Below are 23836 nucleotides of genomic sequence, written 5' to 3' on the forward strand. Positions count from 1 at the left end.
GTCCGATCCGCGCCGCCGTCGTACGCGGGCGGGGCACGGGGCACGTGTGCGCCCCCGCATCCGTTCCCTCTACGTCCCCGTATACGGCCCCGTACACGTCCGCGTCCGCCCCGTATCCGCCCGTATTCGTTCCGTACTCGTTCCGCGTCCGCCCGTACAGCGCCCCCACCAGGGAGAACCACCGTCATGGAAGCCCTCCTTCTGCTGATCGTTCTCGCCGCAGTCGTCGGTGTCGTGATCGTTCCGGCCATGCGCCGCCGCAGGCTCCAGCGAGAGGGATCGCGGGGCCTGCTCCAGGCGTCCGACCCGACCTCGGGCCACGGCTTCGTGCCCGTCGAGCAGCTCGACGTACGGCTGCCGGGGCCCGACCGCGAGCTGGTCGACGCGCTGGAGGAGACCCAGCGGTCCCAGGACTGGCAGCCGGTCGCGCGGCTCCTCGCCTTCACCGGGGACGAGTGGGAGCTGCGCTGGCAGCGGGTGCAGTCGCTGGCGGGGGCCGCCGCGATGGAGCTGGCGCGGTCGCGGGCCGCGGGCGTCGGCACGGAGGACGCGGACGGCGCGGGCGGCGGCGCGGACGGCGGTGTCTCGTTCAGCAAGGGCCCCGGTGCGCGGGACGCGCGCTGGCTGCGCGAGTGGCGTACGCGGGAGCCCAAGGACCCGGGCGGCGCGCAGGTGTACGCGCAGTTCCTGGTGTGGCAGGCGCTGGCCGACCCCTCCTCGGCCGACCACCGCATCGTCCTGGAGGAGGCCCGCAACGTCTGCCACGAGGCGGCGGCCCTCGCCCCCGCCGACCCGACCCCCTTCATCACCGAACTGTTCATCGCCCGGCACCTGAGCTACCGGCGGGCCGACTTCGAATCGCTGTGGTCCACGGTCCGGCGCCACGCGCCGCACCACATGGGCGCGCACCTGGCCGCACTGCCCTACTGGTCGGCGAAGTGGAGCGGCTCCCGGGCCGACGCGGACGCCTTCGCGCAGACCGCCGCGGCCCAGGCGCCCGAGGGCACGCTGCTGCCCGCGCTGCCGCTGTTCGCGATGTACGAGCACCTGCCCGAGGTCAACATGGTGCGCGGCCTCTACCAGAGCGCGGAGATCGAGCGGGCCATCGAGGCGGCGGAGTTCGCCGTGGACCAGGTCGAGGACGACCACCCCGTACGGCCGCACGTCCTGCACCTGCTGGTCTGCTTCCTGGTGCGCGCCGAGCGGTACCAGGAGGCGATGGAGGCGCTGCACGCCGTCGACGGGTATGTGGGCGCGCTGCCGTGGGTGGACTCGGGCAGCCCGGCCGCTGAGTACGCGGCGTACCGGGCGCTGGCGGTCGCGGGCTGGGAGGCGACGGGCGGGGCGCCGGCGCAGCAGCCCCCGGCGTTCTGAACGCGCCCCCGCGCCCCTCGGCGCGCGGGTGGTGCTTTCGCGGCGCGGAAAGGTGAGTGCACCGAGAGACGAGCATGCCGCGCGCACGGTCGGTCTTGCATGGCGTGAAGCCGGGTACGCGCTGCGGGCCGGGCGCGTTCATGCGCCCGTGAGGGCCGGTTTCGCTGGTCGCACGCGTCTCATCGGTGCCGTCGATCTCGCCGGTCTCATCGGTCTCATCGGTCTGTAGGCGGTCTGTGGCCGGTCCGTGGCTGTGCGGAGGGGTACGTGTCGAAGGTTCCCAACAGGGCGCTGCGGCAGCTCGTCGACGAGGCGAGGTGGGGGACGGCTCAGCTCGCCCGCGCCGTGCGGCGCGTGGCCGCCGAGCACGACAAGCACAGCGGGGAGTTCACCTGCGACCCCTCCACCGTGTCCCGGTGGTTCGGCGGCACCCAGCCCCACCCGCAGGCCGCGACGTACCTGCTCGAAGCGCTCTCCCGCAGGCTCCGGCGTCCCGTCACCGCGCACGAGGCGGGGCTGACCCGCGCGCCGGCGCCCGTACTCGACCTCTCCTGGGAGAGCGATCCCCTGCGGAAGCTCTCCTGGCTCACGAGCGCGGAACTCGACGCCGGACAGCGCCGTTTACTCAGCTCCGGGACATTCAACTACGCCGCGCTCGACCCCTCCACCGCGTGTGCCCCACGCCCGGCGCGCCAAGGGGATCGGGGAGACCGGACAGGTGGGGAACGCGGGTGCCGGGGCGCCGGGCAGGCGGCGGTGGAGCAGCTCGACGCCATGACGCGGATGTACGCCGCCGCAGTCGCCCAGCACGGCGGCCCCCCTGTCCGCAGCTCGCTCGCCGCCTACCTCGCGCACACCGCGACGCCCCTGCTCAGGACCTGGTCGGCGACGGAGGCGCGCTCGCAGCTCATGGCCGCGACGGCGCAGCTCGTCCTGCTGCTCGGGAACATCTGCGTCGACGGGGGAGACGACGCGTCGGCGCAGCACTACCACCACACGGCGGCCCGTCTCGCGGACGACGCCGACGACGGGACCACCCTCGCGATCGCTCTGCGCACCATGGCCAGCCATGCCCACGACCTCGGTCACCACACGTCCAAGGTGCTGCACCTGGCAGAACACGCCACCCGCATGGCCCGGCACGCCCCGCCCCCGGCCAGGGCCTACACCCTGACCCAGCTCGCGGTCATGCAGGCGCACCACGACCGCCGGAGTGCCCTGGCCACCTTCACCCGTGCGGAACGCCTCTACACCAGTACCGCGCCCTCGGGGCCTTTCACCAGTTATCCCATAGGCGGACTGCATTACCAGCGCGCCGAGATGCTCGCCACGATCGGGGATTCCCAGGGCGCCACCCGTGCGCTGATCGCCTCATTGGGCAACCGCGCCGCAGAGGAACGTCTGGCCTCCGCGCTCACTCGGGCCCGCCTCGGTGAAACCCTGTTCCGGCTGGGCCATCTCGACCGCGCGCTCACGCACCCCACCTCTCCTTCGGCCTCGGGCCCCACTACTGCCTGGGCGCGCACCTGGCCCGGGAGGAACTCCGCGTCGTCCTGGGCACGGTCAGCAGGCGCATGCCGGGACTGCGCCTCGCCGTGGACGAGGCGGCGCTGGAATGGGACTGGACGTCCCTGGTCGAGGCGCTGCACACCATCCCCGTCACCTGGTAATCCGGCAGGAGGATCCCCACGATGCGGTCAGCATCCGACGCGACGACCCCGACCAGCACAAGCCGAAGCCGACCTTCCGGAAACGGGGGCACCGCCACCATCGACGGGGCCCTCATCGGCATCGACCACATCCGGATGCAGGTCGGCAACGCACGCCAGACGACCCACTTCCTCAGCACGGCCTTCGGGATGACCCTGCGCGCCTACCGAGGCCCCGAGCACGGCTACCGCGACCACGCCGAGTACCTGCTCGAAGCGGGCCGCGTCAGGCTGCTCGTCACCGGGCCAGCGGCGCCCGGCTCGGCCGCCGCCGCATGGGTACAGGCGCACGGCGACAGCGTCAGCGACATCGCCTTCACCACCCGCGACGTCGACCGCCTCTACGCCCACGCGACGGAGAACGGCGCGCACCCGTACGAGGCCCCCCGCGACCGCACCGACGACCACGGCACCGTACGCACGGCGGCGATCGGCACCTACGGGGAACTGCGGCACACGTTCGTCGACCGCAGCCGCTATCCGGGAGAATTCCTCCCCGGCTTTGTCGGTACCGGCCCGCTGCCCTCCCAGGCGCCACCCGTGTTCGAGGACATCGACCACACCGTGGGCTGCGTCGCCCAGGGCGAACTGGACGAGTGGATCCGGTTCTACGAGGCGGCGCTGGGATTCTCGTCGTTCGCCGAATTCACCAGCGACGACATCTCCACCGAATACTCGGCGCTGATGAGCACCGTCGTCGCCGACGGCACCGGCCGCATCAAACTGCCGCTCAACGAGGCGGCCCCAGGGCGTCGGCGGTCGCAGATCGACGAATTCCTGGAGTACCACCACGGTCCGGGCGTGCAGCACATAGCCCTGAACACCCCGGACATCCTGGCCGGCGTCGACATCCTGCGGGAGCGCGGCGTCACCTTCCTGCCCATTCCACCGGCGTACTACGACGATCCGGCGCTGGCCGACAGGTTCGGCGACATCCGCGTACCGGTGGCCGAATTGCGCAGCCGCGGAATTCTCGTGGACCGCGACGAGGAGGGCTATCTGCTCCAGATCTTCACCACGCCCCTTCTCGACCGCCCCACGATGTTCCTGGAACTCATCGAACGCAACGGCGCCACCGGATTCGGCAAGGGGAACTTCAAGGCGCTCTTCGAAGCCGTCGAGCGGGAGCAGGACCGACGGGGAAATCTGTGATCTCCCCGCCGGCGGACTCTTCGACGGGCCCGCCAGGAGTCGTGATCGGCGCGAGCCTGGCCGGATGCCTCGCCGCTGCCGGCCTCGCCGACGTCACAGGCGAGGTCCTCCTCGTCGAGCGGGACAGGCTGCCGACCGCGCCACGGCCGAGGCCCGGCATCCCCCAGGGCCGGTTCCCCCACCTGCTGCTCCCGGCCGGTGTGCGCGGCCTCGACGCGCTGCTGCCCGGCATCATCGAGGAGCTGACCGCCGCGGGCGCGGCCCCGGTCTCGATACCGCGGCAGGTCCACGTCCTGACCCCGTTCGGCTGGTTCCCGTCCTTCCCGTCCTCCCCCTCCTCCGAACTCGGCGCCCTCGCGTGCTCACGGTCCCTGCTCGACCACCATGTCCGCGCCCGGGTGCTGCGCGATCGCCGCGTCACGGTGCTCGACCACACCGCCGCGACGGGTCTGGGCATCGCCGGGGGCCGGGCGCGGTCCGTGCTCGCGCGGGAGCGCGGCACCACCACGTCGAAGGAGATCCCGGCGGCCGTCGTCGTCGACGCGGGCGGCCGTCGCTCGCTCACCCCGGAGTGGCTCGGGCGGGCGGGCTACACGGGCCGCCCTCCGCGACAGATCGACGCGGGCGTCAGCTACGCCGTCCGCGCGTACCCGCCGACACCAGGACATGAGCACGCCAAGCACGTCGTCCACCTCCAGGCGGCGCCGCCCGACGAGCTGACCTTCAGCATCCTCGTCCCCGCCGAGGACGGCACCCGCCAGGCCGGTATCGGCACGGTGCGCCCGTGGGCCGCGCCCCGCACCGCCGACGAGTTCACGCGGGCGCTGTCTCGGCTGCGCGACCCGGCGGTGGGCGACGCGCTGCCCCCCGACGGCGCCCCCGCCGGTTCCGTCCGCACCTTCCATCCGGGGCCCAGCCGCTGGAACCGGTTCGACCGCTGGCGGGACTGGCCGGACGGGCTGATCGTCCTCGGCGACGCGCTCTGCACGCTGAACCCCGTCTACGGGCAGGGCATGTCCGTCGCCGTTCAGCAGGCACTCGCCCTGCGGCACGCGCTCCGCACGCCGAAGCCACGGTCGAACGTCTACCGCCGCATCCGCCGCGACCTCGCCCGCGCGGTGCGGCCCGCCTGGACCATCTCCGGCACCGAGGACTGGCGCTTCCCCCACACCACAGGGCACACCAGCCCCTTCAGCGCCCTGACCCACCGGGTCCTGGACCACCTGCTGTCCACCGCGATGACGGACCCCGCCCTGGCCCGCCACCTGGCCGAGGTCTTCGCCCTCACCCGACCCCCCACCTCCCTGGCCGGCCCCACCGTCCTCCGCGCGGTGGCGGCGAGGCGGATCCGGGGAGCGAGGCGGATCCGGGGAGCGGCGCGGGAGTGAGGGCGCCCTCATGTTCCAGCGCTGCCGGAGAATCGTCAGAGGGCTCCCAGGTCCACGCTGACGGAGAAGGGCGCGGCAGCCTTGATCGCGCCGGTGAACATCTCGCCGTCCCGGTAGACCTTGGTGGCCGGGTCGAGAACGTAGGTGTAGATGATGGGGACACCGGTGGCGGCTTGTTCGATCCGCCAGTAGAAGGGGATGCCGGACTTGGCGTACTGGTCCACCTTCACGATCCGGTCGGTGGTCTCCGCCCGGTAGACGGTGACGTCCGGACGCCGGTTGGTGAGCGGCACGTCCTGGAGGCGGACGTCGAAGTCCGTGTCGGCGTTCCAGTCCGGGCCCGCGGCGGCGTCCAGGGCATTGGCCAGGATCCGGGCCAGCCGGTTGTGCCGTTCGGACGCGCTCGGGCTCACGACGACCATCCCGTCCACGACCTCGATGCCGGCACACTGCTCCTCGGACCAGGAGTCGTACTGCTCCGCGCTGATCTGTGTGTGCATCCACGCGGGTGCCACCATCTCGGCGGTCATGGTGTCCCTCCTTCGAGGAGCCCTGACAGGTCCGGCGCTGCTGGTCGGCGACGCTGGGCTCAGCCTACTGCTCCGTGCTGCCGGGGCGCCCGGTCCGGAAGACGGTGGTCAGGCCACGGTCGACGCGGAGGGACCGTGTGCCGTCGGCGCCGTCGAGGGAGCCGGTTCCGTTCGCGTGTCCTCACCCACCCCGGCGACCTCGACGTGGCTGCGGGTTCCCCAGTGGCTGATGCGGTGGCAGGTGGCCAGCGCGTAGAAGTACAGGGGGCGCAGGACCACCGCGCGCCAGGCCGTGGCCAGGGGGGCGAGGGCGAAGAGCAGGAGCATCTGGTGGAGGCGCATGTCGGTGCGGTGGACGGTGAACAGGCGCAGGGCCATCAGGTAGCTCATGGCGCCGCCGATGAGCAGACCGGCCGTGACGAAGGCCCCCGCGTGGGCGCGGAGGCCGGGGTCGGCGAGCACCGCGACGGGGATCGCGATGCCGAGGGCCATATGGACGTACTCGGCGATCGTGGACCAGAAGACGATGCCGGTCAGCGGCATGTACCGCAGCCACCACAGGTGCCGGACGGTGGTGCCGCGCATCCAGCGCATCTGCTGCCGCAGATAGTGGGACCAGCGCTCCGGGGCCAGGGTGAAGACCAGCGAGGACGGCTGGTGGACGGCGTCCCCGGCGAGGAGCCCGTAGAAGGTGAGCATCGAGTCGTCGTTCATCTGCATGGGACGGCCGCGGAACGTCTCGTGCTCGTACACCCCGGCGGCGTCGCGGACGATGTCCGCGCGGTAGAAGGCGAGCGTGCCGGAGTTGATGGTGACGCGGCCCAGGACGGACTGGGCGCTGCGCAGCCCTCGGGTGAAGGGGAGGTAGAGGAGGTTGGTCATCCGGGTCAGGGCGTTGGTGTCGTGGTTGAGGACGACGACCTGTCCGGCCACGGAGGCGACCTTCGGGTCGGCGAAGGGCTTCAGGCCCTCGGCGACGGCATCGGGGTCGAGGACGGAGTCGCTGTCCAGGGTCACGAAGACATCGGCGTCGTCGGTGGCCAGCACGTGCATCTGCGCGTGCCGCTTGCCCCGGTTGGGGGTGCGGTCCCAGGTGACGTCCACGCCGCGAGCCCGCGCGCGGTCGAGGAGTTCGGCGCGCACGTCGTCGTACGTCATCGGGGTGCCGTCCGCGTGGACGGAGCCGTCGTCGACGACCCGGACGCGGCCGACCGGCCTGGACTGGACGAGGACGGAGTGGAGGCAGGCGCGCAGGGCGTCGGGGTCCTCGTTGTAGACGGGGACCTGCACCGTCACCCGCAGCCGGTCGAGCGCCGCCTGCTCGTCGGCCGAGGCTTTCCTCGGGCGCTCCAGCCAGGACAGCGGCGCCCACCACAGCAACAGGAACGACACCAGCCACGGCACCACCATGCCGCTTGTGCCACCGGCGAGCGCCGCGACGGTGGAGTAGACGTGCGCGATGCCCCACGCGAGGAAAGCGGACAGCGGGACCGCGCCCAGCACGATGGCCCAGAGGGAGGAGACGTGCCAGGCGCGGGGCAGCGGCGCCACCCCTGGCCACCGCTTCGGCACACGCCGCCGCCCTGCGGAAACCGCTCTCGCAGGGCCTTCCGAGGTGCCGGTCACCGTTCCAGCGGGCCTTTGCCGCGTCGGAACGAGGTTCTGGTCAGCACCACACCGGCCAGCACGGCGACAACGCTGAGGACCACCAGCCACATCTGGCCCGTCGCCAGCCCCGTCGCCGCGAGCGTGCCCCCAGGCCCCGTGATCGATCCGTACGGCATTGCTCCTCCTCGGGGCGCGAATGTGCTTTGTTGTTATTTATAGGCAACCAGGGGCAAGTCGGGGCACTTCGGTGCCTCCATGTGGGCGTACGGGCCGCCCCCCGCCGCGCGCCGCCGCGTCTCACGGCTACGCACGCCGCGTCTCACGGGGGAGCAGGCCGTCGCCGCGGCGCACCGCACCCGGCAGGACTTCTACGCCGCCACGCTCAAGGACTGGGACCCTTACGAGCAGCGGGAGTTCGCCCGCCTGCTCACCAAGTTCGTACGGTCCCTGGACGACGCCGACCGGGACCGAACCGACCGGGACCGAACCGGAAGGGACCGGCACGCCGGGTCCGACGCCGCGCACACGCTCAGCGGAGTGCCGCCGGTGCGCCGTCGGGGACGGGGTCCGCGTCCGGGCGCGGGGTGTTCGTGTAGCGGCCGAGGAACTCGCGGATCTCCCGGGCGACCAGCTCCGGGGACTCGTACGGGGCGAGATGCCCCGCGTCCGACAGGAAGACCAGCCGGCCACCGGGCATCGCGCGGACGTCGGCGATCAACTTGTCCTGCGGGGCGATGGTGTCTCTGCCGCCGATGACGTAGCACGTCGGCACGGCGATCCCGGACAGCTCCCCGTACATGCTCGTGTAAGCACCGCCACCGGGTCCGAGCCAGCTTCGCCAGAACCGCTCTGTGACGGCTTCCGTCATCGTGCGCACGACGTCGGTCGTCCTGCTCGGGTCCAGCGAGATGGCCCCGACGGCCTCCGTGATGGCTTCGACGTCACGGAAGGCCCCGTAGAACCGTTCGATGACCGGATCGCCCGCCTCCGTACCGCCCGCGTTCCACGGCATGAGCGCCATGGCCGCGAGCACCTGCCCTGGCCGGTCGAGCGCGATCCGCACGCTGAGCGCGCCGCCGAAGGAGAGGCCGGCGAGGGCGAAGCGTTCGAGGCCCAGCTCGTCGCAGGCGTCGGTCACCGTTCCGGCGATCCGCGCGAGGCTCGATCCGTCGGCGGGCGCGTGGCGGGAGCCCGCGTGGCCCGGCAGGTCCATGAGTACGAGGCGATGGCCTTCGAGCAGGGGTGCCACCCCGGTCCAGCACTGGAGCGAGCACCCGAGTCCGGGCAGCAGAACGATCGGGACCGGCCCGTCTCCCCGCTCTTCGTAGTGGATACCGTTGTCCGTCCTCGGCATGGGATTCCTCCGTGTGTGACGTGATCCGGGGCTGTCATCCGTCGTCGGCCGCCGCGCGGGCGGATGTCGCGAGCGGGTGTCGCGAGCGGGCGTCACGCCGCTACCGCAGCGACAGGCTCGCGCGCAGTGAGGCGAGCAGATCCACCACCTCGGAGGGCCCGGCAGCGGTGCCGTAGACGTAGAAGTCCGGGCGGACCAGCACGGCCACGGCGCCGGACTCCTCCAGCCAGTCGCGCAGCGCCCGGCCCTCTTCCTGGACCCCCTCGGCGCCGACCACGACGGACCGCAGCCCGATCGCGCGCTCCAGGTCCGCGATGGCCGCTGCCGTCGCCGCGTCCGGTTCGACGAGGCTGAACAGGGTGAACCCGCGGCCGAGCACGTCGTCGGACCGCTCGGTCTTCCCGCCGCCCGTCCGCAGAAGGGGCTGTACGGCCAGGTGACCGGCCAGCGGCTGTCCGTCCCGGAAGCCCGCGCCGACGGGCGGCTCGAACGGCGGCGGAAGCTCCGTCGCCGACCGCATCTCCGCACGCCGCCGCGCCGCCCGCACGGGGTCGGTCTCGCAGACGACGGTCCCTACCCGCACCGACTCCTCGATGTAGCCGATGACCTGCGGCCTCCGCGAGAGCGTGTACAGGTCCAGCAGCTTCGGGTCCGCGGCGCCGGTCAGCACGAGGTCGAGCATCCAGCCGAGGGTCGCGGCGTCCCGGATACCGGAGCTCATGCCCTGCCCGAGGAACGGCGGCATGACGTGCGCGGCGTCACCGGAGAGCAGGACGGAGCGGTGGCGGAACGTATCGGCCACGAGGGAGCGGAACTGGTAGACGGTCTGCCGGATCAGCTCCCCCTCCCGCGGACCGATCCACGGCCCGAGCAGCTTCCAGACGCGTTCCGGCCGCACCATCTCGGCGGGGTCGTCGCCGTCGACGAGCATGAACTCCCAGCGGAAGTAGCGCTGAGCCACCCGGCCCATGTGGTTCGGCCTCGCGGGGTCGAGCACCTGGCCGGTGTCCGGGATGTCCAGGACCGGGGCGCCGGTCCTGGGCCGGACGTCGACGACCAGCCAGTCGCCCCGGAAGCCGAGATCCTCCGTCGGAATGCCGCAGAGCGTGCGTACCGCGCTGTTGGCGCCGTCAGCGCCGACCACATGGCGGGCGGTGAGGACGCCGCCGTCCGCCAGCGTCGCCACCACGTGCCCGGCCTCCTGGCGCAGGCCGACCAGCTCCGCGCCGAAACGGACGTCCACCGTGGGCGCTCCGCGGACCGCCGCGTCCAGGACCTCTTCGAGTTCCGGCTGGTAGAAGTGGTACGACGCGTCCCACCCGGAGGGCGCGGCCCATTCCCTCGGCAGACGAGAGAGCACGCTTCCGTCGGGATCGAGGAATTCGTACGCACGAGCCGGCTCGGCGATGCGCCGTACCTCGTCGGCGATTCCCAAAGACTGGAAGACGCGCATGATCTCGTGGTCGAAGTGTCCGGCCCGCGGCGTCTCGTAGCGCCCGACCCGCCGTTCGCACACCAGCACGCGGTGCCCCGACGCACCCAGGAGCGCAGCCAGGGTCTGACCGACCGGGCCGTACCCGACGATGAGGACGTCCGCGTCCACGGCATCGGCAAGCTTCATGTGTCCCAACCCTTTGTCCCAACCCTTCGATTGCGCCGCAGAGCGCCTCAGGTGGCGTCGATGTCCAGGACGATCCGGCCGCGCGCGCGGCTGTCGTCGTGGAGCGTCCGCCAGGCGTCGGCGGCCCGTTCCAGCGGGAAGGAGCGGCTCACGGGGACGGACAGCCTCCCGGACTCGGCGAGCGCGGCCACCTCCGTCAGCTCGTCGGCGTTCGCGCGTGCCCACACCAATTGGCCGCCCTGTTCGGGAGCGGTGATGTCGGCCACGGAGGCGACCCGCGCGGGATCCTTCAGGACCTTCCGCGAGACGGCCACCGCGTCCCCGCCGTAGAAGTCGAGCGCCGCGTCGACGCCCTCCGGCGCGAGCTGACGCACCCGGTCGGCCAGTCCTTCCCCGTAGGTGACCGGTGTGGCGCCGAGTTCACGCAGGTGGCCGTGGTTGCGCTCGCCGGCGGTGCCGATGACGTGGGCGCCCCGGACGGCGGCGAGCTGCACGGCGAGCGTGCCGACTCCTCCCGAGGCCCCGTGGATCAGGACGGTTTCGCCCTCGCCGATGCCGACGCGCTTGATGGCCTGGTGAGCCGTCAGCCCGTTCAGCGGCAGACACGCCGCGTGCGGCCAGTCCCAGGACGCCGGCTTGCGTGCCAGGGTGCGGACCGGGGCCGAGACCAGTTCGGCGTAGGTGCCGTTCTGCGCCCAGTCCTTGAGGACAAAGCCGATCACCTCGTCGCCGATCTCGAACTCGGTGGCGCCGAAGCCGCGGGCCTCGATGACGCCGGACATCTCGAAGCCCGGGATGAGGGGGAAGTGGGTCACCATGATGCCGTCGAGATTGCCGATGGCGATCTTCTCGTCGGCCGGGTTCACTCCGGCTGCCTTGACCCGGACCAGGAATTCCCCGGGCGCGACCTCCGGCGTCGGCTGCTCGGTGAGCTCCAGCGCTTCCGCGTCGCCGTAATGCCGGATGGTGATTGCTTTCATGATTTCCTCAATGGTTCTGTGAACTGTTCGGAATACGGTGTTGGATTTTCCGGGTCATCCACGGCGGAGCCGGGCACGGAACCAGTCGCAGACGAATTCCGTGCGCTCGGCCGAGTGGTTGTACATGGTGTGGTCGCCGTCGTCCCAGACCCGCAGGGCGGAGTGCGCCGACAGGCCGAGGAACACCTTCTGCTGGGCGAGGCTGACCAGCGGGTCGTTGCCGCCGTGCAGCACGAGCAGCGCGGCGCTCGTGCGGTCGGCCGCCGGGTCCAGCCACAGGGTGCGGAGGACGGCCGCGGCTTCGTCGTCGGTCCCGACGCCCAGGAGCGCCCGCGACTGTTCGCGTGCGGTCCGGAACGGCAGCGGCTCCGGCCTCGCACCGGCCCCATTGACGCAGCACGCGCCGAAACGGCTGTCGTGCACGGCGGCACGGGCGGCGAGCAGCCCGCCGAAGCTGTTTCCCCACACCCCGTACGGGCCGTCGCAGCCGGTACGGGCACGCACCGCGTCGAGCGCTGCGCTGAAGGCCCCGTCGACGTTCCCGTCGAGGTGGAGTCCGCCGGTCATGCGCGTATCGCCCTGGCCAGGTGCCTCGAACAGGACGGCGGACAGGCCCCGCATGGCCAGGGCTTCGGCCTGCCGGTGGAAGGCCGGGCCCCAGCCGCTCTGTCCGCCGACGATGACCACCGCGGGGCCGGGGCGAGCGCCAGAGCGGCTCACGAACCAGGCGGTGCAGTGGCTCCGCCGGAACGGGACCGACAGCCGTTCCACGCGCAACTCGGTGTCCAGCTCGGCCGCGGCCTCGTAGGCCCGGATGAGCCGGACGTAAAGCGCGCGTTTGGCCGGGCGGTCGGTGTTGAAGGCCATCTGCCCGAAGATCAGGGAGGCTGTTGCCCGGCGATAGCACGCGACCGCGGTCTCGGTGTCCCCGCGGCCGGCGGCAGCCTCCGCGCGGGCCGACTGCGCCTCGGCCAGGCGCGTCGCGACCTCGTGCCACGGTTCGGAGACGTCCGCATGCGCCAGGTGGACGGCGTCCGCGTGGTCCATGCCGTAATCGAGCATGCGGGAGAGCGGCATGGCACGCAGCAGCGCGGCCCGGAGCTTGGCCGGGTCCTCCGCTGAACTGGTCGGGTCCTGTGCCGGTCTGGCCGGGCCCTGTGCCGGTCTGGCCGGGCCCTGTGCCGGTCTGGCCGGGCCCTGTGCCGGTACGGCCGGGTCCTCCGCCGGTACGGGAGCGTCCATCAGCGCGCGTCTCCGTCGGTGGACCGCGGCCGTGTCCCGTCCTCCTGCCCCGTCGCGCCCCGGGTCCGCAACGGAACGACCGGCGCCGCCTCGGTGACGGTGTTGCGCAGCTCGCCGAGTCCTTCGACCGCCGCGACGACCTCGTCGCCCGGCCGCAACCAGGGGTAGGCCGCCGAGCCGTGCGTGCGGGAGAGTTCCAGGACGCAGCCGGTGCCGCAGGTGCCGGAGCCGATCACATCGCCGGGCCGCACTTCGGCGCCGCGTGAGGCGTAGGCGATCATCTCGCCGAACGACCAGTGGATGTCCGACCACAGGGCGCGGGAATAGGGGACACCGTTGACCGTGCAGGTCATTTCGAGACGGAATCCGTTGCCCTCGCGGCGGTCGGCGATCTCGTCCGGGGTCACGAAGTACGGGCCGAGGCCCGTCGCGGTGTCCTTGCCCTTCACAGGGCCCAGCGACAGCTTCATCTCGCGCTGCTGAACGTCCCGGCCGCTCCAGTCGTTGAGCACGCAGTAACCGGCGATGGCGTGTTCGGCGTCCTTGGCGGTCAGGTCCCGGCCGCCGCGCCCCACCACCGCGGCGACCTCCAGCTCGAAGTCGAAACGCTCCGCACCCGGCGTCATCGGCACCGGCCCGCAGCCCGTCACCGCGTAGGGGTTGGAGAAGTAGAAGACGGGCAGCTCGTACCAGTCCGGTTCCATTTCGAGGCCCCGCCAGGCGCGTCCAGCGCGGACGTGCTGTTCGAAGGCGTAGAAGTCGCGGACGGTCGGAGGCGTCGCCATCGGCGACAGGGGGACGATGTCCGGAAGCGGCACCGTCGGACCGCACCGCAGCGCGGTCCGTCCGGCGGCGAGCAGCTCGGCGTCGCCGGCCTCGATGAGAGGCAGCAGGTCCGCCAGGCCGTCGACGACCCGGACCAGGTCACCGTCCACCACGCCGACGCGTGAGGACGTGCCGTCCGCGTAGCGAACGAACTTCACCGCCTCACCTCCTTGGCCGTGGCCCCATCAGCCGCCACCGCTTGTTCGCGCGTCCAGGCGCGATAGCTCTCCTCGGTGAAACCCGTCGCGCCGTGGCGCTCGACCGAAGTCCGGATGGCGTCCAGCAGCTCCTCGGGGTCCGTCCCGATGTCGATGTGCTCGACGAAGGGCTGCCGTGCCACGAGCCCGGTCCGCCAGTAGACCTCACACCGGTTGCCCTCCGGGTCGTAGAAGTAGACGCCGACGGCGTTGCCGTGCGAGACGATCATGTCGAGCCGGACGTCGTGCTCCCGGAAACGCCGGTGGAAGCCGAGGACGTCCTCGAAGCGCGCGCACCGGAACGACACCTGCTGGATGAGCCTGCTGCCGACCGGCGCGTCCCGGCCCTCGGCCAGGAGCAGCTCGTGATGCTCGGTGTCCGGCCTGGCGGACAGGAACCAGATGCCGAGCCGTTCGTCGTGGTCGGTGACCGTCAGTCCGAGGACTTCGGTGTAGAAGGCGAGCTGCCTGCTCACGTCGTGACAGCGCAGGCCCACATGGCCGAGTTCCGCGATGGACGGCGTCGGAGTCGTCACGCCACTCCCCCTGGAAGGTGTTCTGCTGGGCAGATCATGTTCTGTACGGTAACCCTGCTCCGGTAGCGCGTCAACGGCGATCTGTTCCGCTGGGCAGCGGCTGCTCTGCCCAGCAGAACACCGCGGACCGATTTGCGGTGCCAGCCGAGACGTCGAGAGGGAGTGCGGTTATTCTGGCTGGCGAAATGCAGTTCAATCACCAGAACAGCCGCAGTGGCGACGGCGAGATGGAGGGGTTGTGGCGGTGTCGGCGGCCTACCCGGTGGAATCGATCGACAACGCGGCGCGGATCCTGTTGATGCTGGTGGACAGGCCGTCGTTGCGAGTCGCCGATGTGTCGGCCGAGCTGGGGGTGGCCAGGTCGACCGCTCATCGGATGCTGACCACCCTCCAGGCCCGCGACCTGCTCCGCCAGGACGCCGGGACCAAGGGCTACGGACCCGGGCCGGCGCTGGCCAGGCTCGGCATCGCGGTGATGGGGGCGGTCTCACTCCGCGACGAAGCACGTCTCCTGCTGGAAAAGCTCGTCGAGGACACCTCCGAGACCGCGCATCTGCTCGTGCTGGAAGGCACGGAGACCGTCTTCATCGAAGGCGCGGAGAGCCAGCAGGTGATCCGCGCCGGGCTGCGTACCGGGCAGCGGGGCCCGGCGCACGCGTCCGCAGCCGGGAAGGCCCTGCTCGCCGAGCTTCCCGGCGAAGAGCTGCGGCGCCGCTATCCGGGCGCGCGGCTGCGCGGCGGAACCGAGCACGCGGTGAGCACACGCCGGGCGCTGGAGGCCGAGCTGGAGAAGGTGCGGGAGACCGGCTACGCCACCAACATGGAGGAGAGCGAACGGGACCTCTGCGCGGTGGCCGCGACGGTACGGAACCGGCAAGGGGTGGCCTGCGGCGCGCTGTCCGTATCCGGCCCGGCGAGGCGGGTCGACGCGAAACTCGACCTCCTCAGCGCCACGGTCACCGCCGCCGCCACGGAACTCGGCACGCGGCTCGGTTAGGGCGCGTCTCCAAAGTCCCGCCCGCAGGGACATCGCGGCCGTCCGCCCCGCGCCCCGCGCTCCACGCGGCGGGCGGACCGTCGGGTGCCGGGGCGGACGGACGGGCGCATGCGACGTGCCCGTAGCGAGCGGTGTGGTGGTGGGCGCGGTGGCTCAGAGCCGGGCGAGCAGGGTCAGCAGGGCGACGGCCTCCGACTCGTGGGAAGCGAAGGCGCCGTGGTCGCTGTGCCAGGTGACCGTGTGGGTGGCGCGCCGCGTGAAGCGGCGTTGCAGCTCCGGGTGGACGACCCGGTCGTCGGTGCAGCGGACGTATGTGCTGGGCCGCGAGTGCCAGGCCGCGGTCACGGCCGCCTGGTGGCCGGCCGTCATGACCTGCGGGACCAACTCGGCGACGTGACGCGACCGCCGGTCCGCATCGAGCCGGCCGTGGAACAGCTCCCCGGCCCGGGCCGGATCGATCGTGGTGGTGCCGGTGATGTCACCGATCATGCACGCGCTCAAGTCGCTCGGCGGTGCCTGGGCGAGCAGCCCGAAGCTGGTCTCGCCGACGTCCGGCATCATCGCGGCCAGGTACACGAGATGCGCCACCTTCCGCGGCGGCAGACCGCTGATGACGGCGCCGCCGTAGGAGTGGCCGCAGGCGACGACGGGACCGGACCCGGCGATGTCGTCCAGTGCGGCTTCGGCGGCGGCGATGTCCCCCGCCAGCGATCCTCGGTGCAACTCGGCGACGGCCACGGGTACGCCCCGCGCTCGCAGCCCGGCGGCGACGCCGTCCCACGCCTTGCCGCTGTGCCAGGCGCCGTGCACGAGGAGCACGCCTCGGTGCGTGGTCGGGTGCGTGGCCGAAAGCGGGTTCACGCTCACTCCGGCTCACCCAGCCCCTCACGCACGGCGCGGCGGGCGCGGTGCAGCCGGGACTTCATCGCCGACGTACTCAGCCCGAGCGCCGAGGCGACGGTCTTCCCCGGCAGTCCCTGGATGTCCCGCATGATGAGGACGCGGCGCTGATCGTCCGGCAGAGAGGCGATCACGTCGGTCAGCCGCTCGATCTCCAGCCGGCCCAGCACGTCGTTCTCGGCCGAGGACACCGCGGTGTCGACGGCCGTCTCCGAGCGGTGTGCGAGGCGCCGCGCGCGCCGCAAGCACTCGTTCCGCACGATCCGGAACATCCACGAGGCGAGCGCCGCGGTGGCCCGCAGGGTCCCGATCCTGCGGAACAGGACGATCATCGCCTCCTGCGCCGCGTCCTCGGCGTCCTGACTGCTGGCACACAGCGAGAACGCGAACCGCCGGACGTGCGGGTACACGCCGGAGATCAGCATCTCGATCGACGACTCGTCACCGCGCTGTGCGGCGCTGACGAGCTGGTCACCCGGCCATGAACTCCTGGTGAACTGGGCCACGGTCCTCCCGCCTCCCTCGACTCTTCGGCCGTATGGCCGCCCATCCTTGCGTGCATAAGAGCCGGCGGCCGGTGCAAAGGATTCAGACGGGCCGCGCCGCGCCGCGCCGGAAGCGGCGTCGGCGGGCGCCCGGTGTGCCCGGTGGACGGCCCGGCGCAGGGCCGCAGCGACCGGACGGACAGCCGCCCCGGAACGTCGACGTCGGCCGGGGTGAAGCCGGGCCGCCCAGCACCGCGGAACAGGGCGATGGCGCCCCGGCACCGCCGGTCCACCACGAAGCTCGCCCGCAGTTCGTGCCGCGCGTCGATCATCGGGAGCACGGTCCGGTATCGGTGGCCGCTCCGGCGCCTACCCTCAATCCAGCAGTCCGGAGAACGGAAGGCAAAGGCACAGGAGGTATCGCGGCATGTCCCCATCCATGCTCATCGTCGGGCTCGATCCCGCGCTGGTGGACGACGCGCCCTCGTCGCGGGCGGCGTTTCCCGAGATCGACGCCGAAGCGGTGCGGGCCGGCGTGGCCGCCGAGCGGGTCCGGCTCGAGGAACTCGGCTTCACTGTCGACCTCTGCCTGCTCGACTACGGCCGCACGGCCGAGGCGGTCTACCGCGCCGCGCTGTCCGGGAAGGACTACGACCTCGTGATGATCGGCGCCGGCATCCGGCTGGACCCGGCGCTGACCCCGCTCTTCGAGGCCCTGGTCGACACCACCCACGAACTGGCACCCGGTGCGAAGCTCTGTTTCAACGTGAGCCCGTGGACAACCGTCGAGGCCGTCCAGCGGTGGTGGCCCGAACGCAGGCCACTGGTCTAGTACTCCTCCGAACTCATCCATCAGTGCTGGTCAAAGGCTTGCGCGGGGAGAGTGCGGCGGGCTCCCGGGTTGGATCGTGCGACGATGCCGGTTCGGTGGGCGAACGCCGTTCCGGCGCCCGCCGTCTTCATCGCATCCCACTCATGCGTGGACCGCGTTCCCGTTGACCTCCTCCACGGCGTGGACTGGGGCCCGTACGGCGGCGCGGGCCCCAGCCAGAGGATGGTGAGAACCTGCGGTACCTCAGCCGGCCTGGTGGCTTTCGCGGTCTTCGCGGTCTTCGCGGTCTTCGAGGGCGCTGATGGCGGTGGCGGTGAGGCTGTGCGTGATGTGGTCGCGCATGAGCTGGGCGGCCGCGGCGGCCTGGCCGTCGACGACGAGTTCGACGAGGCGGTGGTGTTCGTCCAGGTCGCGGGTGCGGGGCCCGTCGCCGGGCGGGAGTTCGAGACCGAGGCGGCGGTAGCGGTCGGACTTGTCCCACAGATCGTCGAGCAGGCGGATGAGGACATCGTTGTGGGAGGCCCGGTACAGCGCCTGGTGGAAGGCGCGGTGTGCGGTGAGGGCTTCTTCGCCCCAGTGGCGTGTGACGGGCAGCAGGACCTTGACGGCGGCGCGCATCGCGGCGACGTCCTCGTCCGTGCGGCGGGTGGCCGCGAGTTCGGCCGCGGTGGGGTCCAACGACAGCCGCACTTCGAAGAGCTGACGGGCCTCATCGGAGTTCATGGTGGATACGCGGACGTCGCGGTGGGTCTCGACGTGGACCAGGCCCTCGCTGCTGAGTCGGCGGATGGCTTCACGCAGCGGTGTAATGCTCATGCTGAGCGACTCGGCCAGGTCGTACTGGGCAATGCGTGAGCCGGCCGGGAGTACGCCGGTGAGGATCCGCCCGCGGAGTTCCGCGTAGGCGAGATCGCTCTTGCTGAGAAAGAGGTTGGCACCGGCCATCGCTCTCTGAGCCCCTTCCCTGGATGGACGTCGTTCCGACCCCTTGACACCACGTGTGCGCAGGTCCGACTCTAACACCGCGCACAACTTATAAGATATGAGAGAGGCTGTAGAGTGAAGATCACTGCCGTGTACGAGGGCGTCGTCCCGATCAGCTCCTCGATCCGCAACGCGTGGATCGACTTCAGCGCCATGGACTGCTCGATCGTGGCGATCGTCAGCGACGTCATACGCGACGGGAAGCCGGTCGTGGGCTACGGCTTCAACTCCAACGGCCGCTACAGCGCGGGGGAGATCCTGCGCCGGCGCATCCTGCCGCGGCTGACGGCCGCCGAGCCCGACAGCCTGCTCGACGAGCAGGGCGAGCTGGATCCCGCCAAGGCATGGGACGTCATGATGCGCAACGAGAAGCCCGGCGGGCACGGGGAGCGCTCGGTCGCGGTCGGCGTGGTGGACATGGCCCTGCACGACCTCGCATCCAAGATCGCGGGCCAGCCGCTGTACCGGTGGCTGTCGGAGCGTCACGGCGACGGGGAGCCCGACAAGTCGGTGTTCGTCTATGCCGCCGGTGGCTACTACGCGCCCGGCAAGACCCTCACGGACCTACAGGACGAGATGCGCGGCTTCCTCGACCTGGGCTACGACGTGGTGAAGATGAAGATCGGCGGCGCCGATCTGGCTGAGGACATGAGACGCATCGAGGCTGTCATCGACGTGCTGGACGGTGACGGCTCCCGGCTGGCCGTCGATGTCAACGGCCGCTTCGACCTCACCACAGCGCTGGAGTACGGGCGGGCCATCGAGCCCTACGGGCTGTTCTGGTACGAGGAGATCGGCGACCCGCTCGACTACCACCTCAACGCCACCGTCGCGGAGAACTACTCCGGGCGCATCGCCACCGGCGAGAACCTCTTCTCCCTCCAGGACGCCCGCAACCTCATCCGGTACGGGGGCATGCGCCCCGACCGTGACGTCGTCCAGGTCGATCCGGCGCTCAGCTACGGACTGGTGGAGTACCTGCGCATCCAGGACATGCTGCGCCAGCACGGCTGGTCCTCGCGCCGGTGCATCCCGCACGGCGGACACCAGTTCTCCCTGCATCTGGCCGCCGCCCTCAAGCTCGGCGGCAATGAGTCCTACCCCGGTGAGTTCCAGCCCACCGGCGGCTTCGCCGACGACGCCGTGGTCGAGAAGAGCCGGGTGGGCCTGACAGACATCCCCGGCATCGGCTTCGAGGGCAAGGCCGCCTTCTACAAGGTGCTGCGCGACCTGCACAACTGACCCGGAGCCGCGCGCGATCCGGCCTCGCGCACTTCCTCGCGCCCCCGGCACGGGTGCCATGGATCTTCACGATCGTCGTGCAAAGGAGCACCAACGATGACATCCACCACCGACACCGGCCGCCCGCCACGGTCCCGGTTCAACCGCTTGCTACGTGAACTGTGGTTCCAGGTCGTGCTGGCCGCGGTGCTCGGCATCGCCGTGGGCGTCCTCGCGCCCGGCGTCGGCGAGCAACTCAAGCCGCTCAACGACTGGTTCATCGCCTTGGTGAAGATGATCGTGGTGCCGGTCGTCTTCTGCGTGGTGACGACCGGCATCGCCTCCATGGACAACCTGCGCAAGGCCGGCCGGATCGGTGTGAAGGCGATCGGCTACTTTCTGGTGCTGTCCCTGGTGTCCATGCTGATCGGCCTGGCGGTCGCCAACGTGTTCCAGCCCGGGGCCGGTCTGGACATAGACCCCTCGACACTGAACGCGGACCACGTGCCCGACACCAGCGAGGAACACGCCACCTTCACCGGCTTCGTCTCCTCGCTGATCCCCACCTCGCTGCTGGGCGCGATCACCGGGGACGCGATCCTGGCCGCGCTCATGGTCTCCATCGTCTTCGGCGTGGCGCTGAACATGGCCGGAGAGGAGGCCGCGCCACTCACCCACGGCATCCGGGCGCTCTCGAACGTCGTCTTCCGCATCGTGGGCTGGGTGATGCGGCTGGCGCCGCTGGGCACCTTCGGCGCCCTGGCGACCACGGTCGCCACCTACGGCGCCGAAAGCCTCCAGCAACTCGGTTACCTCATCCTCCTGTTCACCGGCACGTGCGTCGCCTACGTCCTGGTCGTGCTCGGGGCCATCATGCGCGCCTGCCGCCTGAGCCTGTTCGGCCTGATGCGCTTCCTCAAGGACGAACTGCTCGTCGCACTGAGCACCTGCTCCAGCGAGGCGGTGCTGCCGCAGCTGGTGCGCAAGCTGGAGACTCTTGGAGTGGGGCGGCCAGTGGTCGGCATCGTCATCCCCTCCGGGTTCTCCTTCAACCTCGACGGCTCCGCCGTCTACCTCACCATGGCCTCGCTGTTCCTGGCCCAGGCCGTGGGTGTCGACCTGTCCTGGCAGCAGCAGCTGATCATGGTCGGCGTGATGATGCTGACCAGCAAGGGCACCGCGGGCATCGCAGGCGGCGCGTTCATCGTCCTGGCCAGCACCATCACCGCCGTCGGCCACATTCCCCTGGCCGCCCTCGCCCTGATCGTCGGCATCGACCGCATTCTCAACGAGGGCCGCGTCTTCATCAACGTCCTGGGCAACGCGGTGGCCACCATCGTGATCGGCAAGTGGGAGAACGACTTCGACACCGAGAAGGCCCGCGCAGCCCTCCACCCGGCGAAGAAGTCTCTTCCGCGGCAGCCGGACGCGGCGGAGACCACCAAGGTCGGCGCCGACAACTGACCTGACCGCCCCGTGCGCAGGCAAGCGCCGAAACCGCGATCGTGCGTGCCAGGCGGCGCGGCCCGGACGGGACGTCGAAGACACCCCCTAGGGCGCTACGACCGTGAGCGATGACCCGCGTCAGGGGCCGAGTCGGATGCGTTCGCCGGTGGCTGCGGCGCGATCGATGCTGTCGAGGAGGCGGTGGCGGCGTACGGCGTGCCCGAAGTCGGGTGCGGTGCGGGTCCCCTCGGTCAGGTCGTCGTGGAGGCCGGCGTACGCGTGGGCCAGTGCGTAGCCGGGTTCGTCGGAGCGGCCGGCAAAAGAGGGGACCCACTCGTAGGTGTCAGGGACGGGGAGTGCGGTGAGTCGGGCGTCGTTGCCGCGGGCGCCGTGCAGGGTGACGGGTGCCAGCTGTAGGTGCCCGCTGGGCGCGGTGACGACGAGATCGCCGTCGGTTCCGTTGATCTCCCAGTGGAAGTTCGTCCCGCGGGAGGAGCCTCCGCGGTAGTGGACGGAGGCGACGGCCCCGGTCTTCAGCACTCCCGTGACCGCGACCTGGTCGGCCGTCGTCATGGCCGTGCTCTCGCCGGTCTCGGCGTTGGTGACGCGGGGGCGGCGGACCGCCGTGGTGGCGGTGGTCTCGGTGAACTCGCCAAGGACCGTCGACAGTGCGTCGATGGTGTGTCCGAAGGGGATGGTGAGCATGGTGGCCCCGTTGTCCTGGTCGAGCAGGTATTCGCTGCCGGAGGAGAACGTGGGTCCCCAGGCCCCGCCGGAGGCGATCATGCTGGTGGACAGCACCTCGCCGACGTAGCCATCGGCGACCAGGTCGCGTATATACCGCAGGGCAGGGCTGGCACGGGCCTGGAGGCCCACGAAGCCGCGGCTGCCCGAACGGGCGGCGAGCCCCGCCAACTCCTCCGCTTCCGCAAGGCCGTTGGCCAGGGGCCACTCGCACAGGACGTGCTTGCCCGCGTGCAGTGCCGCCTCGACGAGCCTCCGGTGGTGGGGGACCTTCACGGTCACCACCACCAGATCTACTTCGTCGCGTCGCACCAGTTCCTCGGCGCTGCCGAAGGCCAGTGGGATGCCGTACTTCTGCCCGGCGGCCCTGGCGGACTCGGCGCTGCTGGCGCTCAGCGCGCGCAGTTCGAACTTTCCCTTCAGGGCTTCCAGGGCCGGCACATGGGCGCGGGCGGCCCAGCCGCCGCGCGCGCTCAGCCCGATGATGCCGACGCCCACGGGAGATTGGAGTGGTTCGGCGGCGGAGACGGTGAATGACATGGTGGTGGGTCCTCTCTTCCTGCTGGTGACGAGCGCTGCGGGCTCTTACGCGTCGAGGACGCCGGGGGTGTCGTGCAGGACCACGCTCTGCCGCAGCGGGATGCGGTCCATGCGGACGTTGTTCACCGGTGTGGTCTCGTCGGCGATGCCGAAGGAGATGCCGAACAGCAGCTTGAGGTCCTCGGGCACGCCCAGGAAGTCGCGGACGGTGTCGGCGTAGAAGCCGAGTTGGGTCTGCGGGACGCCGGCAAGGCCGCGGGCGGCGAGGGAGAGCAGGAAGTTCTGTCCGTACATGCCGATGTCGCCGGCTGCCCGCACTCCGTCGCCGAACTTGGGCATGAACAGGAAGGCGGCGTGCGGTGCGCCGAAGAACTCCAGGCCCTTGCGGGCGACAGCCTTCCGGTCTTCCCGGTCCTCACGCTTCAGGCCCTGGGCCTGGGTCATGGTCGCGGCGTGGTGGTGTGCCCGGTCGAGGTAGGCGCCGTCACCGAAGTCGGCGTAGTCGAAGGTGAAATCGAAGGAAGACCGGCCCTCCTCGTCGGCCTTGAGTATCTCCTTGCTCAGAGCGTCCCGCGCCGCGCCGGATACGACGTGCACCGTCCACGGCTGCGTGTTGCAGTTCGACGGGGCGGCCTGCGCATCTTCCAGCACGCCGCGAATGTCCGAGGCGGACAACGGATCGGGGAGGAAACTCCGCACAGAGTGCCGGGCCCGCACGATGTCGGTGAAGGCCGAAGCCGGAGTGGGGATGACGGTGGTGGACAAAGCAATTCCCTTCTGGTGTGTTTGATCCCCGTGAATGCGGGCGCGTTTCACGGGTGTTGCCGCCGGCCTGGCACGGCCGGACGGCGCCGAGGTGTCGATGACCACCGCCTCGGCGGGGGCCGAAGCCAACGGGCCGGCCAGCTTCCCCGCCACGCCGAAGAGGATGGCCAGGACGATGACCTCCCGGTCCTGGACTGCGTCGGCGAGCTCCACGGCGCGGGCGCCGGACTCCAGCACCGCCGCCCGGACGGCCTCGTGACCACGGGCGCCGGCCACCTGGACGTCGTGGCGGTCTTGCTGAGCTTGGCAGCGAGGTCCCGCCGATGGCTCCTGCCCCTATCACAGTAATTTTCATGATTTGTGCCTCAAGGAGGTTGCGCTGCGCCTAAGGGTGGCGAGATGTGCT

The 23836-nt window shown here is 71.1% G+C and carries 22 protein-coding genes and 1 pseudogene; 9 read left to right on the forward strand and 14 right to left on the reverse strand.

What is annotated here, in order from left to right; translation table 11 throughout:
- Positions 1-186 precede the first annotated feature (186 nt).
- The 4 genes from ACWGJ2_RS22460 to ACWGJ2_RS22475 all read left to right on the forward strand — a co-directional run bounded on the left by ACWGJ2_RS22460 (position 187) and on the right by ACWGJ2_RS22475 (position 5623).
- Positions 187-1374, forward strand: coding sequence for a hypothetical protein (locus tag ACWGJ2_RS22460; RefSeq protein ID WP_453347942.1), 1188 nt, complete (start codon positions 187-189; stop codon positions 1372-1374).
- A gap of 267 nt (positions 1375-1641) precedes the next feature.
- Positions 1642-3237: a hypothetical protein gene (locus ACWGJ2_RS22465; RefSeq protein ID WP_453347943.1), complete on the forward strand. Its 1596-nt coding sequence runs from the start codon at positions 1642-1644 to the stop codon at positions 3235-3237.
- Positions 3180-4235: a 4-hydroxyphenylpyruvate dioxygenase gene (gene hppD, locus ACWGJ2_RS22470; RefSeq protein WP_453347944.1), complete on the forward strand. Its 1056-nt coding sequence runs from the start codon at positions 3180-3182 to the stop codon at positions 4233-4235. The genes ACWGJ2_RS22465 and hppD overlap by 58 nt, the downstream gene beginning before the upstream one ends.
- 41 nt (positions 4236-4276) lie before the next feature.
- The gene (locus tag ACWGJ2_RS22475; protein WP_453347945.1) at positions 4277-5623 is read left to right on the forward strand and encodes an NAD(P)/FAD-dependent oxidoreductase; all 1347 of its coding nucleotides are present in this window, start codon (positions 4277-4279) and stop codon (positions 5621-5623) included.
- 35 nt (positions 5624-5658) lie between these two features.
- Here the strand turns inward: ACWGJ2_RS22475 and ACWGJ2_RS22480 are convergent, their stop codons facing one another.
- From ACWGJ2_RS22480 to ACWGJ2_RS22490, 3 genes are all read right to left on the reverse strand, one after another.
- On the reverse strand, positions 5659-6153 hold the full coding sequence (locus ACWGJ2_RS22480) for a Uma2 family endonuclease (RefSeq protein ID WP_453347946.1): 495 nt from the start codon (positions 6151-6153) through the stop codon (positions 5659-5661).
- A gap of 108 nt (positions 6154-6261) precedes the next feature.
- Positions 6262-7725, reverse strand: a complete 1464-nt coding sequence (locus ACWGJ2_RS22485) for a glycosyltransferase (protein ID WP_453347947.1) — start codon at positions 7723-7725, stop codon at positions 6262-6264.
- A gap of 50 nt (positions 7726-7775) precedes the next feature.
- A complete protein-coding gene (locus ACWGJ2_RS22490; RefSeq protein WP_453347948.1) occupies positions 7776-7937 on the reverse strand; it encodes a hypothetical protein in 162 nt (53 codons plus the stop codon).
- Between the two features lie 145 nt (positions 7938-8082).
- Here ACWGJ2_RS22490 and ACWGJ2_RS22495 point away from each other — a divergent pair.
- Positions 8083-8226, forward strand: a pseudogene (locus ACWGJ2_RS22495) (MarR family transcriptional regulator); the annotation flags it as partial.
- 64 nt (positions 8227-8290) lie between these two features.
- Here the strand turns inward: ACWGJ2_RS22495 and ACWGJ2_RS22500 are convergent.
- The 6 genes from ACWGJ2_RS22500 to ACWGJ2_RS22525 form a co-directional block, all read right to left on the reverse strand.
- Complete coding sequence (locus ACWGJ2_RS22500) at positions 8291-9115, reverse strand: alpha/beta fold hydrolase (protein WP_453347949.1); 825 nt, start codon at positions 9113-9115, stop codon at positions 8291-8293.
- Positions 9116-9215: 100 nt separating this feature from the next.
- Positions 9216-10736, reverse strand: a complete 1521-nt coding sequence (mhpA, locus tag ACWGJ2_RS22505; protein ID WP_453347950.1) for a bifunctional 3-(3-hydroxy-phenyl)propionate/3-hydroxycinnamic acid hydroxylase MhpA — start codon at positions 10734-10736, stop codon at positions 9216-9218.
- Positions 10737-10783: 47 nt separating this feature from the next.
- A complete protein-coding gene (locus tag ACWGJ2_RS22510) occupies positions 10784-11716 on the reverse strand; it encodes an NADP-dependent oxidoreductase (protein ID WP_453347951.1) in 933 nt (310 codons plus the stop codon).
- Between the two features lie 54 nt (positions 11717-11770).
- Positions 11771-12958, reverse strand: coding sequence for an alpha/beta hydrolase family protein (locus ACWGJ2_RS22515; RefSeq protein WP_453347952.1), 1188 nt, complete (start codon positions 12956-12958; stop codon positions 11771-11773).
- Positions 12958-13941 (reverse strand): fumarylacetoacetate hydrolase family protein, encoded by a 984-nt coding sequence (locus ACWGJ2_RS22520; RefSeq protein ID WP_453347953.1) that lies wholly within the window; start codon positions 13939-13941, stop codon positions 12958-12960. The genes ACWGJ2_RS22515 and ACWGJ2_RS22520 overlap by 1 nt, the downstream gene beginning before the upstream one ends.
- Positions 13938-14516: a VOC family protein gene (locus ACWGJ2_RS22525; RefSeq protein ID WP_453347954.1), complete on the reverse strand. Its 579-nt coding sequence runs from the start codon at positions 14514-14516 to the stop codon at positions 13938-13940. The genes ACWGJ2_RS22520 and ACWGJ2_RS22525 overlap by 4 nt, the downstream gene beginning before the upstream one ends.
- A 238-nt stretch (positions 14517-14754) precedes the next feature.
- Here ACWGJ2_RS22525 and ACWGJ2_RS22530 point away from each other — a divergent pair, with 238 nt between their 5' ends.
- Positions 14755-15513, forward strand: coding sequence for an IclR family transcriptional regulator (locus ACWGJ2_RS22530; RefSeq protein WP_453347955.1), 759 nt, complete (start codon positions 14755-14757; stop codon positions 15511-15513).
- Between the two features lie 153 nt (positions 15514-15666).
- On the opposite strand, the gene ACWGJ2_RS22535 is transcribed toward ACWGJ2_RS22530, so the two are convergent.
- Both ACWGJ2_RS22535 and ACWGJ2_RS22540 read right to left on the reverse strand, forming a co-directional pair.
- Positions 15667-16374, reverse strand: coding sequence for an alpha/beta hydrolase (locus ACWGJ2_RS22535; RefSeq protein WP_453347956.1), 708 nt, complete (start codon positions 16372-16374; stop codon positions 15667-15669).
- 2 nt (positions 16375-16376) lie between these two features.
- Positions 16377-16919 carry an RNA polymerase sigma factor gene (locus ACWGJ2_RS22540; protein WP_453347957.1) on the reverse strand — a complete coding sequence of 181 codons (543 nt, stop codon included), beginning with the start codon at positions 16917-16919 and terminating at the stop codon, positions 16377-16379.
- 406 nt (positions 16920-17325) lie between these two features.
- On the opposite strand from ACWGJ2_RS22540, the gene ACWGJ2_RS22545 reads away from it, so the two are divergent.
- Positions 17326-17730, forward strand: coding sequence for a hypothetical protein (locus tag ACWGJ2_RS22545; RefSeq protein WP_453347958.1), 405 nt, complete (start codon positions 17326-17328; stop codon positions 17728-17730).
- 243 nt (positions 17731-17973) lie between these two features.
- Here the strand turns inward: ACWGJ2_RS22545 and ACWGJ2_RS22550 are convergent, their stop codons facing one another.
- Complete coding sequence (locus tag ACWGJ2_RS22550) at positions 17974-18675, reverse strand: GntR family transcriptional regulator (RefSeq protein WP_453347959.1); 702 nt, start codon at positions 18673-18675, stop codon at positions 17974-17976.
- 114 nt (positions 18676-18789) lie between these two features.
- Between ACWGJ2_RS22550 and ACWGJ2_RS22555 the strand changes: the two genes are divergently transcribed.
- Positions 18790-19956 carry a mandelate racemase/muconate lactonizing enzyme family protein gene (locus ACWGJ2_RS22555; protein WP_453347960.1) on the forward strand — a complete coding sequence of 389 codons (1167 nt, stop codon included), beginning with the start codon at positions 18790-18792 and terminating at the stop codon, positions 19954-19956.
- A 96-nt stretch (positions 19957-20052) separates the two neighbouring features.
- Positions 20053-21399 (forward strand): cation:dicarboxylate symporter family transporter, encoded by a 1347-nt coding sequence (locus ACWGJ2_RS22560; RefSeq protein ID WP_453347961.1) that lies wholly within the window; start codon positions 20053-20055, stop codon positions 21397-21399.
- 120 nt (positions 21400-21519) lie between these two features.
- Here ACWGJ2_RS22560 and ACWGJ2_RS22565 read toward each other — a convergent pair whose 3' ends face one another.
- Both ACWGJ2_RS22565 and ACWGJ2_RS22570 read right to left on the reverse strand, forming a co-directional pair.
- Positions 21520-22665 (reverse strand): Gfo/Idh/MocA family oxidoreductase, encoded by a 1146-nt coding sequence (locus ACWGJ2_RS22565; protein WP_453347962.1) that lies wholly within the window; start codon positions 22663-22665, stop codon positions 21520-21522.
- A gap of 45 nt (positions 22666-22710) precedes the next feature.
- Positions 22711-23706: a nitroreductase family protein gene (locus ACWGJ2_RS22570; protein WP_453347963.1), complete on the reverse strand. Its 996-nt coding sequence runs from the start codon at positions 23704-23706 to the stop codon at positions 22711-22713.
- Positions 23707-23836: the final 130 nt, after the last annotated feature.

The organism is Streptomyces sp. NPDC054796 (assembly GCF_053611545.1).